The organism is Brachybacterium sp. GU-2, assembly GCF_030866705.2.
GTDB lineage: Bacteria > Actinomycetota > Actinomycetes > Actinomycetales > Dermabacteraceae > Brachybacterium > Brachybacterium conglomeratum.
In genome coordinates, this window is the sequence record NZ_CP133037.2 from 2769740 (window position 1) to 2784064 (window position 14325).

The 14325-nt window shown below is 72.7% G+C and carries 15 protein-coding genes and 1 pseudogene; 5 read left to right on the forward strand and 11 right to left on the reverse strand.

The window, feature by feature from the left end; all coding sequences use genetic code 11:
- Positions 1-26: 26 nt before the first annotated feature.
- The 3 genes from RBL05_RS12540 (at position 27) to RBL05_RS12550 (ending at position 1704) form a co-directional block, all read left to right on the forward strand.
- Positions 27-764 carry a DUF881 domain-containing protein gene (locus tag RBL05_RS12540; protein WP_308739179.1) on the forward strand — a complete coding sequence of 246 codons (738 nt, stop codon included), beginning with the start codon at positions 27-29 and terminating at the stop codon, positions 762-764.
- Positions 765-832: 68 nt separating this feature from the next.
- Positions 833-1531, forward strand: a complete 699-nt coding sequence (locus RBL05_RS12545) for a class E sortase (RefSeq protein WP_412523793.1) — start codon at positions 833-835, stop codon at positions 1529-1531.
- On the forward strand, positions 1531-1704 hold the full coding sequence (locus tag RBL05_RS12550) for a hypothetical protein (protein WP_308739177.1): 174 nt from the start codon (positions 1531-1533) through the stop codon (positions 1702-1704). The genes RBL05_RS12545 and RBL05_RS12550 overlap by 1 nt, the downstream gene beginning before the upstream one ends.
- A 10-nt stretch (positions 1705-1714) precedes the next feature.
- Here RBL05_RS12550 and RBL05_RS12555 read toward each other — a convergent pair whose 3' ends face one another.
- The 11 genes and pseudogenes from RBL05_RS12555 to RBL05_RS12605 all read right to left on the reverse strand — a co-directional run bounded on the left by RBL05_RS12555 (position 1715) and on the right by RBL05_RS12605 (position 12439).
- Positions 1715-2371 (reverse strand): anthranilate synthase component II, encoded by a 657-nt coding sequence (locus RBL05_RS12555; protein WP_308739176.1) that lies wholly within the window; start codon positions 2369-2371, stop codon positions 1715-1717.
- A complete protein-coding gene (locus RBL05_RS12560) occupies positions 2364-3959 on the reverse strand; it encodes a Stk1 family PASTA domain-containing Ser/Thr kinase (protein ID WP_318603668.1) in 1596 nt (531 codons plus the stop codon). Before RBL05_RS12560 ends, RBL05_RS12555 begins: the two co-directional genes overlap by 8 nt.
- Complete coding sequence (locus tag RBL05_RS12565) at positions 3944-4591, reverse strand: protein kinase domain-containing protein (protein WP_318603669.1); 648 nt, start codon at positions 4589-4591, stop codon at positions 3944-3946. Before RBL05_RS12565 ends, RBL05_RS12560 begins: the two co-directional genes overlap by 16 nt.
- Positions 4588-4794, reverse strand: coding sequence for a hypothetical protein (locus tag RBL05_RS12570; protein ID WP_318603670.1), 207 nt, complete (start codon positions 4792-4794; stop codon positions 4588-4590). The genes RBL05_RS12565 and RBL05_RS12570 overlap by 4 nt, the downstream gene beginning before the upstream one ends.
- The gene (locus tag RBL05_RS12575) at positions 4767-6101 is read right to left on the reverse strand and encodes a serine/threonine-protein kinase (RefSeq protein WP_318603671.1); all 1335 of its coding nucleotides are present in this window, start codon (positions 6099-6101) and stop codon (positions 4767-4769) included. The genes RBL05_RS12570 and RBL05_RS12575 overlap by 28 nt, the downstream gene beginning before the upstream one ends.
- Positions 6098-7377: pseudogene (locus RBL05_RS12580) on the reverse strand (peptidoglycan D,D-transpeptidase FtsI family protein). Before RBL05_RS12580 ends, RBL05_RS12575 begins: the two are co-directional and overlap by 4 nt.
- 161 nt (positions 7378-7538) lie before the next feature.
- Positions 7539-8930 (reverse strand): FtsW/RodA/SpoVE family cell cycle protein, encoded by a 1392-nt coding sequence (locus tag RBL05_RS12585; RefSeq protein ID WP_308739172.1) that lies wholly within the window; start codon positions 8928-8930, stop codon positions 7539-7541.
- Positions 8930-10279 carry a Stp1/IreP family PP2C-type Ser/Thr phosphatase gene (locus tag RBL05_RS12590; protein WP_308739171.1) on the reverse strand — a complete coding sequence of 450 codons (1350 nt, stop codon included), beginning with the start codon at positions 10277-10279 and terminating at the stop codon, positions 8930-8932. The genes RBL05_RS12585 and RBL05_RS12590 overlap by 1 nt, the downstream gene beginning before the upstream one ends.
- Positions 10276-10803 carry an FHA domain-containing protein gene (locus tag RBL05_RS12595; RefSeq protein WP_062947335.1) on the reverse strand — a complete coding sequence of 176 codons (528 nt, stop codon included), beginning with the start codon at positions 10801-10803 and terminating at the stop codon, positions 10276-10278. The genes RBL05_RS12590 and RBL05_RS12595 overlap by 4 nt, the downstream gene beginning before the upstream one ends.
- Before the next feature lie 7 nt (positions 10804-10810).
- The gene (locus RBL05_RS12600; protein ID WP_308739170.1) at positions 10811-11524 is read right to left on the reverse strand and encodes an FhaA domain-containing protein; all 714 of its coding nucleotides are present in this window, start codon (positions 11522-11524) and stop codon (positions 10811-10813) included.
- A 156-nt stretch (positions 11525-11680) separates the two neighbouring features.
- On the reverse strand, positions 11681-12439 hold the full coding sequence (locus RBL05_RS12605; RefSeq protein ID WP_308739169.1) for a L,D-transpeptidase family protein: 759 nt from the start codon (positions 12437-12439) through the stop codon (positions 11681-11683).
- Positions 12440-12625: 186 nt separating this feature from the next.
- Between RBL05_RS12605 and RBL05_RS12610 the strand changes: the two genes are divergently transcribed.
- A complete protein-coding gene (locus RBL05_RS12610) occupies positions 12626-13507 on the forward strand; it encodes a serine hydrolase domain-containing protein (protein ID WP_308739168.1) in 882 nt (293 codons plus the stop codon).
- Positions 13504-14310 (forward strand): serine hydrolase domain-containing protein, encoded by an 807-nt coding sequence (locus RBL05_RS12615; protein WP_308739167.1) that lies wholly within the window; start codon positions 13504-13506, stop codon positions 14308-14310. Before RBL05_RS12610 ends, RBL05_RS12615 begins: the two co-directional genes overlap by 4 nt.
- Positions 14311-14325: the final 15 nt, after the last annotated feature.

Consider the following 14325-nt stretch of genomic DNA (forward strand, 5'->3'; position numbering starts at 1 on the left):
GGACGCGCGCGAAGCGAGGAGTGACGATGGAAGCACAGGACACCCCGTCCGGGCGCCGTCGCGGCGGTGCCCGGGGGCGCGTCGGGGTGGCGCTGGTGATGGTGCTGTGCGGCGTGCTCTTCGCGACCACCTCCCGCCTCGCCGCAGGCGGCTCGATCCGCGACGAGAGCAGCGACGTCGCCGGCGTCCTCGCCGACCGCGGCCGCACCATCGAGGAGCTCACCGAGGACAACGCCGACAAGCGCGCCGAGATCGAGGAGCTGCGCGGCCAGGGCGCGGGCGCGGCGACCGCCGAGCGCACCGCCGTGGTCGAGGACGCCGTCGGCCTCAGCGAGGTCTCCGGGCCCGGGCTGCGGATCACCCTGACCGATGCGCCCTCGAGCGCGCTCGGCGCGATCCCGGGCACCGAGCCCGACGACCTCGTCGTCCACCAGCAGGACCTCGAGTCGTTCATCAACGCCCTGTGGGCCGGCGGCGCGGAGGCGATGATGCTGCAGGACCAGCGCGTGGTCAACGGCAGCGCCTTCCGCTGCGCCGGCAACACCCTGCTGCTCGAGGGCCGCGTCTACTCCCCGCCCTTCGTCATCACCGTGATCGGCCCCGTCGAGGAGATGACCGAGGCGCTCGACTCCTCCCAGAACGTGCAGCTCTACCGCGAATGGGTCGATCACGTCGGCCTCGGCGAGAAGGTCGAGACGCTCCAGGACACCACCCTGCCCGCCTATGTCGGCCCCCTCGCCGTCGACGCCGCGGTGAGCCGGTGAGCACGGGCCGCACCGAGCGGGGGCGAGGAGTCGCACGATCCCACCGCGGCCGCCCCCGCGGGCCGGGTGTGCTCGGGGTCCTCGGCGAGCTGCTGCTGACCGCCGGGGTGCTGCTGGGCCTGTTCCTGGTGTGGCAGCTGTGGTGGACCGACGTGATGGCCGACCGCGAGCAGGCCGGGATCCTCGACGGGCTCGAGCAGGAATGGGGCGCCGTGGACAAGGAGCGGATCGCCCCGCGCCAGGACGGACCGCCGCCCGTCCCCACCACGCCCGAGGACACCATGGTCTTCGGCACCATGCACGTGCCTGCCTTCGACCGCGACCGCTTCCCGCTCGCCGAGGGCGTGGACCTCGAGCAGGTCCTCAACGTCAAGGGAGCCGGCCACTACCCGCAGACCGCGCTGCCCGGCCAGGTCGGGAACTTCTCCGTCGCCGGCCACCGCAACACCTACGGCCGCGTCCTCGAGGACATCGCCGGCCTCGAGGAGGGTGACCCGATCGTGGTGGAGACCGACGAGGCGTTCTACGTCTACGAGGTCACCGAGTCGCTCGTGGTGATGCCGGAGGACGCCTGGGTCATCGCCCCGACGCCCGGCGAGAGCGGGGTGGAGCCCACCGAGCGGATGCTCACCCTGACCGCCTGCCATCCGATGTACTCCGCGCGGGAGCGCTACATCGTCCACGCCGAGTTCTCGTACTGGACGGACCGGTCCGACGGGATCCCCGAGGCGCTCGCGACCGCCCCCGACCCCGCCGAGGAGGGCTGATGTACGCCTGGCTGTTCCGTCACCTGCCCGGACCGCTCTGGATGCGGATCCTGCTGACCGTCCTGGTGCTCGCCGCGATCGTCGTGGCCCTGTTCGGCTGGGTGTTCCCCGCGATCGCGCCGCACATGCCCTTCAACGACGGAGTCGTGGGGGCGGCGGCCGCCGGCTCCTGAGCGGCGGGCCTCAGCCCGCGGTCATCAAGGGCTTCAGCCCCTCCGAGCGCTCGAGGGCGTCGCGACCGTCACACAGCTCGAGGAAGCGCGCGAGCATCAGGTGGCCGTTCTCGGTGAGCACCGACTCCGGATGGAACTGCACCCCGTGCAGGGGAAGCTCCCGGTGGACCAGGCCCATCACCATCCCGTCGGCGGTGCGGGCGGTGACCTCGAGCTCCGCCGGGATCGTCTCCGGCACCACGGTGAGGGAGTGGTAGCGGGTCGCGGTCATGGGGGAGGGGGCGCCGGCGAAGACGCTCCTGCCCTCGTGCGTGAGCTCGCTGGTGCGGCCGTGCATCAGCTGCGGGGCGTGGTCCACGCGCGCTCCGAAGTGCTGGCCCAGCGCCTGGTGCCCGAGGCACACCCCGAGCATCGGCACCCGCTGCTCGGCGCAGCGGCCGATCACGTCCAGGGAGCGACCGGCGGTGGACGGGTTGCCGGGGCCGGGGGAGACCAGCACCCCGTCGAACCCGGTGAGGTCGACCGCGCCCGTACCGTCGGCGGGCACCTCGTCGTTGCGGACCACCGTCGTCTCCGCGCCCATCTGCTGGAGGTAGCCGACGATCGTGTAGACGAAGCTGTCGTAGTTGTCGATCACGAGGATCCGTGCTGCGGACTGCTCAGCCATCGCCGTTCCCGTTCCCGTTCCCGTTCGCGTTGCCGTTGCCGTTCCCGTTCCCGGCGCCCGCGCCGCGTCCGTTGTTGCCGTCGCCCTGCGCGGCGTCGTCGGCCTCGTCCTCCGGCGGGTCCGTGGTCGGCGAGGGGCTGTCGCTCGGCTCCTCGGTCGGGCTCGGCTCCTCGGTCTCGGTCGGCTCCTCGGTCGGGGTGGGTGTCGGCGTCGGCTCCGGGCCCTTGGAGACGACGATCGTGATCGTGGTGCCGCGGTCCACCTGCTCGTTCGCCGCGGGGTCGGTGCGGATGACCTGCCCCTCGGGTACCGAGTCCGAGAACTCCGAGGTCGGGGTGGTACCCGTGAACCCGGCGTCGGACAGGGTCTTCTGCGCGTTCTCGAGGGTCTGCCCGGCGACGTTCGGGACCGCCACGGGACCGGGCGCGACCGCGATCACGAGGTCGACGGTGGAGCCGTAGCGGGCGGGGCTGCCGCCGGCCGAGGGCGTCTGCGAGAGCACGGTGCCCGGGTCCTCGTCCGCCTCCTCGCGCTCCGCGGGGTCCGGGACCTCGAAGCCGCGCGCCTCGAGGGTCTCCTTGGCCTTGTCGAACTGGACGCCCTCGACGTTCGGGACCTCCACGTTGCCGGAGGCGAAGCGCACCTCGACCGCGGAGCCCCGGTCCACCGACTGCCCACCCTGGGGAGAGGTGCTCGCCACCGTCCCCGCCTCCTGCGGCACGTCCTCCGCCTCGCCCTCGGTCATGGTGAGTCCGACGGCCTCGAGCGCGGCCTGGGCCTCCTCGCGGGTCATCTCCAGCAGGTCTTCGGGCACCGTCACCGCGTCCGGGCCGCCGGAGACCGTGACCGTGATGGCGCTGCCCACCTCGACCTCCTGGCCGGCGGGAGGGTCCGTCTCCATGACCTCGCCCTTGTCGACGTCCTGGGAAGGCGTCTGCTTGAAGGTCGGGTCGAGTCCGGCCTCGGTGAGCGCGCTGCGCGCCTGGTCCTCCGTCTGCCCCACCACGTTCGGGACCGCGATCGTCTCCGGCCCCCGGTCCCACGGCCGGAAGTAGGCGAGCGCCGCGGCGATCAGTCCCAGGGCCACGAGGGTCACGAGGATGATCAGCCACCACGGCCGCTTGCGCTTCTGCTCCGGCTCCACCTCGTCCCCCGAGCGCGGGGCGAGGGGCCCGGTCGCGGGGGAGGGCGCGGAGCCGGTGCGCCAGTCCTGGGGACGCATCGCGGCGGCGCCCGCCGCGCCCGCGCCCAGGGCACCGGCCGTCGCCGGCAGCGCCTCGGTCGCCTCGTCCAGCGGGCTGAGCACGGTCGTGGCCTCGGGGTCGTCGGCCCCCGGCAGGGCGCCGGCGACCAGCGCCGGGGCCCGCCCGGCGACGACGGCGGCGATGTCGCGGGAGAAGGCGACGGCGCTGGGGTAGCGCTGCTCGCGGTCCTTGGCCAGTCCCGTGAGGATCACCGCATCCATCGCGGGGGTGACGGCCGGGTTGAAGGCCGAGGGCGGCTGCGGCTCCTCCCGCACGTGCTGGTAGGCGATCGAGACCGGGGTGTCGCCGGTGAAGGGCGGGCGCCCGGTCAGCATCTCGAACATGACGCAGGCGGCGGAGTAGATGTCCGAGCGCGCATCGACCAGCTGGCCGCGCGCCTGCTCGGGGAGAGGTACTGGGCCGTGCCCATCACGGCCTGGGTCGCGGTCATGGCGCTGGTCGCGTCGGCGACCGCGCGGGCGATCCCGAAGTCCATCACCTTCACGGCGCCCGCGGAGTTGATCATGATGTTGCCGGGCTTGATGTCGCGGTGCACGATCCCGGCGCGGTGGGAGTACTCCAGCGCGCTGAGCAGCGCGGCCATGATCTCCCCGGCCTGGATGACGTCCATCGGGTGCTCGGGGTCGATGTACTCGCGCAGGGTGCGACCCTCGACGTACTCCATCACGATGTACGGGATCGTCACCTCGGAGCCGGTGATCGTGGTCTGCTGCTCCTCGCCGGTGTCGTACACGGCGACGATCGAGGGATGGTTCAGGGACGCGGCGCTGTGCGCCTCACGCCGGAAGCGCTCCTGGAAGTTCGCATCCCGGGCCAGGTCGGAGCGCAGCACCTTCACCGCGACCGTGCGGTGCAGGCGCGTGTCCTCCGCGAGGAACACCTCCGCCATGCCCCCGGTCCCGAGGATCCTTCCCAGGCGGTATCGACCACCCAGGATCACCGTCTCTCCGCTCACTCCACACCCGTCCTCGTGCCGTGGCCGACACCGATCGATCCGACCATCGTAGTAGCTGACGTCGCCTCGCCAGGCGCCGTGCCCAGGCCCGTCGGCGCCGCGGCGTCGATCGCGCCGAGGGGCAGCAGCCCCAGGCCGCCCGCGACGGCGACCGCGATCGCGACGACCACCAGGATCAGCAGCACCAGGCCCGGCACCGACATCCCGCCGACCCGCCGCCCCGTGCTCGTCCCGCGCACCGTGCGCGAGGACGCCGCGGTGTCCACGTCGGCGTAGGCGCCGCCCGAGAAGGCGCGCTCGGCGCCGTCGGCGGCGCCCGCCGCCGAGGCCGCATGCAGCGGGGAGCGGGCGCCGTCGCCGCGCGGGGCCGGGGCGGGCGAGGCCGCGGAGCGGGCCGAGCTCGCCGACGGGGCCGAGCGGGCCGAACCGCGCCGCGGGGCCGAGCCCGCCGACGCCGCCGACAGCGCCGAGGGACCCGAGCCCCCGAGCGATGCCGGATGCCGCGGGACCGGCCCGACAGCGGCAGCGGCATCGCCGCGGTGCGCGTGCCCGTGGGGGAGGCGCCGGGGCGCGGCGCCTGCTCCCCGGTCCCGGAGCCGGCGGGCCGCACCCGGTTCTCGCCCGTCCAGTCGTGGTCCTCGACCCGCGTCACCGGGATCGCCCCGGTCGTGAAGCGGGGCTCGACCCCGCGCTGGATCGCCTCGAGGATCCGCGCGACCGCCGCCGCGGAGCGGGGACGGTTCGCGGGCGCCTTGGCCAGCATCATCATCACCAGTCGCCGCAGGTCCGCGCCGATCGCCTCCGGGAGCTCCGGCGGCTGCTGCTTGACCTGCGCCATCGCGATCTCCACCTGGCTGGAGCCGGTGAAGGGGCGGCTGCCCACGAGCATCTCGTAGGCGACGATGCCCAGGGCGTAGATGTCCGAGAGGGAGGTGGCCTGCTTGCCCATCGCCTGCTCGGGGGAGAGGTACTGGGCGGTGCCCATGACCAGGCCCGTCTTCGTCAGCCGCGCCTGGTCCTTGCTGCGTGCGATCCCGAAGTCGGTGATCTTCATGGACCACCCGTCCTTCTCGTCGACCAGCACGTTCTCGGGCTTCACGTCGCGGTGCACGACGCCCTTGGAATGGGCGGCGTCCAGCGCCCGGGCGAGCTCGATCATCAGCTGGACCACGCGCTTCTCGGGCAGTCCGCCGGGGTTCTCCTCGATGATCTCCGAGAGGGGACGGCCGGGGCACAGCTCCATCACGATGTAGGCGCGCCCGTCGAGCTCGCCGTAGTCGTACAGCGCGGCGATGCCCTCGTGGGAGAGGGCGGCCGTGTGCCTCGCCTCGGCCCGGAAGCGCTTGAGGAAGCCCTCGTCGCCGGCGTACTCCTCGCGCAGCACCTTGATCGCGACATCGCGCTCGAGCTCCTGGTCGCGGCCCTTCCAGACCTGACCCATTCCGCCCGTGGCGATGAGCGAGGTGAGCTCGTACCGTCCTTCGAGCACGAGCCCCGGTTCGGTCCTCATCGCTGGATCACCGCCTCCATCACGTCACGGGCGATCGGCGCCGCGGTGCGCGACCCGTATCCGCCCTCCTCGACCACGACCGCGACCGCGATCTTCTGCTCGTCCGTCTGTCCGTACCCGACGTACCAGGAATGGGGGAGCGGTCCTCGCCCCACTCGGCGGTGCCGGTCTTGCCGCCCACCTCGACGCCGTCGATCGCCGCCGCCGATCCGGTGCCGTCCTCGACCACGCCCACCATCATCTGCCGCATCTGCGCGGCGTTCGCGGCGGACAGCGGCTGGCCGACCTCCTTCGGGGTCAGCTCGGAGACGGTGGAGAGGTCGGCCGTGCGCACGGCCTGGACGAGCTGCGGCTGCATGACCACGCCGTCGTTCGCGAACGCCCCGCCGACCATCGCCATCTGCAGCGGCGTCACCCGGGTCTCGTACTGCCCGATCGAGGTGGTCGCCAGCTGTGCGTCGTCGAGGTCCTCGCCGATCCGGGAGGGCGTCACACCCATCGGGATCGAGAGGTCCTGGCCGAAGCCGAACTCCTCGGCGGTGCTGCGCAGCTGGTCCTGTCCGATCTCGACGCCGAGCATGCCGAAGGAGGTGTTGCACGACTGGCGCAGCGCCTCGGCGAGCGTGGACTCGTCGTCCGGGCCGCACGGCTCCTGGCGGCCCGCGGAGAAGTTGTTCATCGTCGACGAGGAGTTCGGCAGCTCGTACTTCCCGGGTCCGGGGATCACCGACTCGGCGGTGTAGTCGCCGGTCTCGAGCGCCGCGGAGGCCGTGACGAGCTTGAAGGCCGAGCCGGGCGGGTAGAGGTCCCCGCCGATCGCACGGTTGGTCAGCGGCCGCTCGGGGTCCTCGTTCAGCGAGGACCAGGCGGCCGAGACCGCGCCGGTGTCGTGGGAGGCGAGCTCGTTGGGGTCGAAGCTCGGCGCGGAGACCATCGCGAGGATCGCGCCGGTCTCCGGGTCCAGCGCCACCACGGCGCCGCGCCGGCCGTCCAGCGCGTCCCAGGCCGCCTGCTGGGCGGCGGAGTCGAGGGTGAGCTCGACGCTCGCGCCCTGGTTCTCGCGGCCCGAGACGACATCGGCCAGGCGGTGGTAGAACAGCGAGTCCGCCTCGCCCGAGAGGGTGTCGTTCAGCGAGCGCTCGATGCCGGTGAAGCCGTAGACCACCGAGTAGTAGCCGGTGATCGGGGCGTACATCGCGCCGGGGTCGTAGGTGCGCAGGTAGCCGTAGGTGTCCTCGGACTCCTGCGAGGTCGCGATCGCGTGCCCGTCCACCACGATCGGTCCGCGATGGCGGCCGTACTCGCTCTGGAGGGTCCGCTGGTTCTGCCCGTGGGCGGCGAGCCGGCCCTGGGCGACGACCTGGAAGTAGGTGGTGGAGGTGAACAGCAGCACGAAGAGCACGCCGACCACCAGCCACACGTGGCGAAGGGGCTTGTTCACGCGATCGCCTCCTGGCCGGTGCGGGCGGGGGAGCCGGGCAGGGTCCCCTCGACCTGGCGGGCGGCGGGGCGCCGGGCCGCGTCGGACAGGCGCACCAGGATCCCCGCGATGATCCAGTTGCACACCAGCGAGCTGCCGCCCGCGGCGAGGAAGGGGAGGGTCAGGCCCGTCAGCGGGATCACCCGGGTCACGCCGCCGACGACGACGAACACCTGCAGCGCCATCACGAAGCCGAGCCCCCCGGCGAGCAGGGTGCCGAAGCCGTCGGAGATGCCGACGGCCGCGCGGATGGCGCGCTGGACCAGCACCAGGTACAGCAGCAGCAGCGCGAAGGCGCCGACCATGCCCATCTCCTCCGCGAAGGAGGAGAAGATGAAGTCGGACTCGGCGTGCGGCACCATGTCGGGCCGTCCCTCCCCGAGGCCGGTGCCGACCAGACCGCCGTTGGCGAGCCCGAACAGGCCCTGGCTGATCTGCTCGCAGGAGGAGTAGTTCTCGCCCGAGAGCGGGTCCAGCCAGCAGGTGATGCGGGTGCGGACATGGCTCATCTGGGTCGCGGCGAAGACCGCCGGCGGCAGGAACATCACCGCCCCGATCACGAGCCAGCTCAGTCGGTCGGTGGCGACGTAGAGCATCACCACGAACAGGCCGAAGAACATCAGCGACGTCCCCAGGTCCGTCTCGAAGACGAGCACCGCCATCGCGAAGCCCCAGGCCACCAGGATCGGGCCGAAGTCCGACCAGCGCGGCAGATGGATGCCCAGCACCTTCGGGCCCGCCAGTGCCAGGGTGTCGCGCCGGGCGACGAGATAGCCGGCGAAGAAGACCGCGAAGGCGATCTTCGCGAGCTCCGCGGGCTGGAAGCTGAAGCCCGCCACGGAGATCCAGATCTTCGAGCCGTTGCGGGCCGAGCCGATCACGGGCACCAGCGGGAGGAGCAGCAGCACGCCGCCCGCCACGGCGCTGATCCAGGTGTAGCGGCGCAGCCATCGGTGGTCGCGCAGCAGCACCAGCAGCGCCACGCACAGCACCACCCCGATCACGGCCCACAGCATCTGGCGGTCCGCGCTCGCGGAGCTGCGCAGCCCGTAGATCTCGTTGGCGGCGTGGACGGACTCGATCATCGTCACGCCCAGGAGGTTCAGCAGCACCACGATCGGCAGGATCACGGGATCGGCGTAGGGGGCGCGCCACATCACGGCGATCTGGAGCACGGCGACGAGCACCAGCGCGCCGATCCCGACCTGGAGCAGGTTCGCGGGCAGCTCGTCGAAGCGGCCCAGCCCCACCAGGGCATAGGCCCCCACGCCCACCGCCACCGCGAGGAGCAGCAGCAGGGCCTGGATCAGGCGGCGCGGCCGTGCGGTGTAGGAGACGATGGTGGCCACTACGTCGCCCCGCCCTCGTCGGGGGAGCCGGCCGTCGGCAGGGGCGCCATGCCGTCCGCGGCCCCCTCCTCGGCGCCGCCGACGTCGGAGGCGCCGCCCCCGTCGGAGGGGGAGACGGCCGTGGGCGGCCGGTTCGCGGCCGCCGCCTGCTCGAGACGGTCGATGATCTGGTCGGCGCCCTCGCGGTCCGAGGCGCTGATCGTGCTCTCGACCTGCTGGCGCGTGATCTCGGGGAGGTCCTCGATCTCGATGTCGGTGACCTCGAGCGGCTCGGACAGGGAGACGTGGCCGAGATCCTGGGCGAGGCCCTGGTAGAGCACCACCCGGGTGCCGTCGGTGCCGACGTAGTACTGCCGCTGGGACCAGGCGTAGCCGCCCCACAGCAGCCCGCCGAGCAGCGCGACCAGCAGCGCCAGCACGACGACGGCGGGCCAGGGGCTGCGCCGCGGCGGCTCCTCCTCGGAGAAGTCCTCGTCCTCGTAGGGGATCTCCGGCTCCTCGCGGGTGAGCGCGGCGGCCTTCGCGGCGGGGCCGGAGGCGGCGGTGGGCCGGTGTCGGTTCCGCGCCGCGGAGCCGACGATCTGCGGGGTCGTGGACGGCGCCTCGACCCCGCGGGGGAGGGCGTCGAGGTCCACGACGTCGGCGACGATGCAGGTGATGTTGTCGGGGCCGCCGCCCTTCAGGGCGAGCTGCACGAGCGCGTCGGCGCACTCGCCGGGGTCCTCGATGTCCTTCAGGGTCGCGTCGATCGTGTCGAGGGAGACCAGTCCGGAGAGGCCGTCGGAGCACAGCAGCCAGCGGTCGCCCGGATGGGCCGCGCGCAGCGAGAGGTCCAGCTCGGGATCCGCGTCGACGTCGCCGAGCACGCGCATGAGCACCGAGCGCTGCGGATGCCGCTCGGCCTCTTCCTCCGTGAGTCGGCCCTCGTCCAGCAGGCGCTGGACGAAGGTGTGGTCCTTCGTGATCTGGACGGTCTCCCCGTCGCGCAGGAGGTAGGCGCGGGAGTCGCCGATGTGGGCGAGGGCGAACTTGCTCTCGGCGCGCAGCAGCGCGGTGATCGTGGTGCCCAGGCCCCGCAGCTGCGGTTCGTCGCGTGCGCGGCGCAGGATCTCCTGGTTCGCCTCGAGCACGCTCTCCTCGAGGGTCGCGACGATGTCGGAGGCCGGGGTCTCGGAGTCCAGGGAGGCCAGGCGTCCGATCGCGACCGAGGAGGCGACGTCGCCGCCGGCGTGGCCGCCCATGCCGTCGGCGACCACCAGCAGGTGGCTGCCCGCGTAGGCGGAGTCCTGGTTGTTCGAGCGGACCAGGCCCACGTCGGAACGGGCGGCGTAGCGCAGGGCGATGCTCATCGCGGACCTCGTCTCAGCTCGATCTCGGTGCGGCCGATCCGCACCTGCGCCCCGGGTCGGAAGGGCACCGCGCCCTCGATGCGCCGCCCGGAGACCAGGGTGCCGTTGGTCGAGCCGAGATCCTCCACCATCCACTCGTCCTCGCGCTGGAAGACGCGGGCGTGTCGGTTGGAGGCGTAGTCGTCGTCGAGCACGAGCGTGCACTCGGGTGCCCGGCCGATGAGGATCGGGGTCGAGCCGAGGGTCAGCGAGGTGCCGCGCAGCGGCCCGGCGGTGACGACCATCGCGGCCTGGGTGATCTCCGGATCGGTGCGCAGCGAGGCCGGATCGGCGCCCGCCTCGGAGGCGGCGCCGCCGATCGGGCCGGAGGCCGGTCGCTGCTCGCGGCGCGGGTCGCGGCTGGAGCGGGTGACGACAGTGGTGCCGAAGAGGTCGTTGCGCAGCACGAGCACCACGACCACCACGAAGATCCACAGCGCCAGGACGAGGCCCAGACGCAGGGCGACGAGGGTCAGTTCGCTCATGGGGCGCTCACCAGGCCGCCGGGGTCGAGCCCGGCAGCAGGACGGTCAGTCGCGTCCGCCCGATCTTGATCAGGGAGCGGTCGTGCAGCGGGACGGGCGTGCGGATGCGCTCGCCGTCGACGAAGGTGCCGTTGGTCGAGCCGAGGTCGGTGGCGACCAGGGACGAGTCCGGCTCGGCGCGCAGCTCGAGGTGGTGCCGGGAGACGCCCGTGTCCTCGAGGATGATGTCCGCGTCGCCGCCGCGGCCGATCACCGTGACGGGGCCGGTGAGCAGGTACTGCTGCCCGTCGATCTCGACGATGGGGCTCCCGCCGGGGCTGTCCTGGGCGGCGCCGGTCGCCGGGGCGACGCTGCCGCGCTCGGTGCGGGACTCGGTCTCGAAGCGGCCCTGACGGACCTCCTCGTCCTGCTCGAGGGCGACGGAGACGGCGCCGACGAACATGTAGCGCTGCTTGTCCGCATGCTCCATGAGCACGCGCTGGAGCTCGTCGAGGAGGGTGTCCTGCCAGGAGGAGAAGCGCTCGAAGTCCTCCGGGTGCAGGTAGACGGTGTACACGTTCGGGGCCAGGGTCCGGGTGCGGTCGAGCACCTGGATCTGGTCGTCGCACTCGCGCCTGAGGCCCTGCGCCAGGTCGAGGGGCTTCAGCTGCCCGCGACCGGGCGAGAACACGCTCGTCACGCCGCGGTCGAGGCTGCGCTCGATCCGATCCAAGATCCCCACGGTGGTCCTTCGCTCTCGCTGGGCTGCCAGGTGCGGGCAGCGACCCGTCGACGGGGCTGCACGCCCTCCGATCGTAGCGCGTGGCCTGGCCCCCGGCGCCGCGCACGGGGCGCGGGGCCGGCGAGGGATTCGTGCAGGAGAGGTGAAGGCGGCGGGTCAGTGGATGAGCACGCGCCGTCCCTTCCGGAACCAGTTCCGGCTCCACAGCATGTCCGCCGCGGCCACGGAGATGCGGCTGCAACCGTGCGAGGCGGGGTAGGAGGGGATCGAGTTCGAGCCGTGGATCGCCCACCCGCGGTCGTAGTAGCCGGGGCGGTACAGGTTCCCCAGCGGGCCGCTCTGCCAGCCGCGGCTGTACAGGCTGTACATCTCGAAGTCGCCCTTCAGGGTGGTCGCGGTCTTCCAGCGGCCGCCGGAGTAGTAGCGCTCCCCGGACCCGGTGGAGGTGTTCAGGATGTAGTAGAGCCGGCCGTGGGCGGTCGCGATGAGGAGCTGGCGGTCCAGGTCGACCTCGAAGCCGCGCCCGCTCTTGATCCGGCGGGACGGGATCTTCCCCGCGTCCAGCGCGGACCAGGTCTTCGGGCCGACCACCCCGTCCCGGCCGAGCCCGGCCGCCTTCTGCAGCGCGAACACGGCCTGCTGGGTGAGATGGCCGAAGCTGCCGTCGGGCGATCCGCACCAGTACTTCAGCGTGTTCAGCCGCTTCTGCAGCGTCGTCACCGAGCTGCCGCGGCTGCCCTTGCGGAGCTTCGGGCGGGCGGCCTCGGCGGCGCCGGTGCCGAGCGCGAGCCCGGTGCCGAGGGCCCCCACCCCCAGCAGCAGGGTCCGTCGGCTCGGGGCGAGGGGCAGCAGCCCCTCCGCGCCGTCCTCCGGCTCTCTCGTGCGGTGCGGTCTAGGTGTGATGGTGAGGTCCATCGGTCTTCCCCCATGACGTGTTCTGCCCGTGCTCGGTGGAGCGGGCGGTGGTGCGGTGCCCGGGGTCGGGCCCGTCGCGCCACATCCTGCACAGGTCAAGGAAGGGTCAACAAGAGGAAAAAAGTCCTGGTCGTGGAACTCGTGGGCAAGATCCTGCAACGTCGCAGGCAGACGGACTATTCGGACATGTCACGATTCTGTCACGACTCCGGCTCCCGTGCCATAGTGGAGCGCGTGCAGCCCGAGACCGCGCCCCCGATCCCCGTCGACCTCGACGCCGCCCACGCCCTCGGCGTCACCGCGCCGGGCGCCACCCTCCACGAGCAGGGCGAGACCGGGCGGGTCTTCGACCTCGCGAGCGTCTCCAAGCCCCTGGCCGCCCTCGGCGTGCTCGTCGCCGTCGAGCGGGGCCTGGTCGACCTCGACGAGCCCGCCGGGCCCGAGGGCGCGACCGTGCGCCACCTGATCGCGCACACCGCCGGCTACCCCTTCGAGGGGGAGGAGACGGTCGGCGCGGTCGGCGCCCGCCGCATCTACTCCAACACGGGTTTCGAGGTGCTCGCCGCCCACGTCGAGGAGTCCACCGGATACGACTTTCCCGAGTGGATGGAGCAGACCGTCGTCCAGGGGCTCGACCTCGTCGACCTCGAGGTGGACGGCTCCCCGGCCGCCGGCTACCGCGGCACCGTGGCCGACCTGCTGGTCGTCGGCCGCGAGCTGCTCGCGCCCACCCTGATCTCCGACGCCCTCCACGAGGAGATGCGCACGGTGCAGTTCCCGGGGCTCGCCGGGATCCTCCCCGGCTACGGACGCCAGACGCCGAACGACTGGGGCCTCGGCATGGAGATCCGCGGGCACAAGGACCCGCACTGGACCGGCGCGCACTCCTCCCCGCGGACCTTCGGCCACTTCGGCCAGTCCGGCTCCTTCCTCTGGGTCGACCCCGAGGCGGGCCTCGCCGCCGCCTTCCTCGGCGAGCGGCACTTCGGCCCCGACCACGTGCGGATCTGGCCCGGGATCACCGATGCGATCCTCGAGCGCTTCGCCGGGGGCGGGACCGGCCGATGAGCGCCCTCGGGCTGCTGGACGAGTTCGGCTTCGAGGCCGCCGCGATCGTGCTCGGCCCCGAGGGGGAGCGGGAGCGACGCGGCGACGTCGAGCGGATCCGCCCCTGGCGCTCGGTCACCAAGACCCTCACCGGCCTCGGCGCCGCGCTCGCCCTCCAGGAGGGGCGCGTGTCCCTCGACGACGAGGCCGGCCCGCCCGGTGCCACGCTCCGCCACCTCCTCGCCCACGCCTCCGGCTGCTTCTACGAGTCCGACGCGACCCTCCAGGCGCCGGGCCTGCGCCGCCACTACTCGAACTACGGCATCGACGAGGCCGCCCGCCACGTCGAGCGCGCCGTCGGCCGCGACTTCGGCGACTGGGTCCAGGAACGGATCGCGGACCCGCTGGGGATGACGGGCCTGGAGTGGGAGGGCTCCGCCTCGGTCGGCGCCTCCGGCGCCCTCGTCGACCTCGCCCTGCTCGCCGCGGAGCTGCAGCACCCCACGCTCCTGGAACAGGAGGTGCACGCCCAGCTCGTCGGCGTCCACTTCCCGGAGCTGGTGGGCATCATGCCGGGCTTCGGCAAGCAGGATCCCAACCCCTTCGGGCTCGGCATCGAGGTGCGCGGCACCAAGTCCCCGCACTGGACCGCGACCACCGGCAGCGAGCGGACCTACGGCCACTTCGGCATGCGCGGCACCGCCTTCTGGATCGACCCGGAGGCGGATCTCGCCCTCGTCGTCGGCACCTCCCACGACTTCTGCGACGCGCACCGCGAGATCATGCCGCGCCTCGGCGACGCCGTGCTCGCCGCGCACCGCTGACGCGATAGCGTCCGG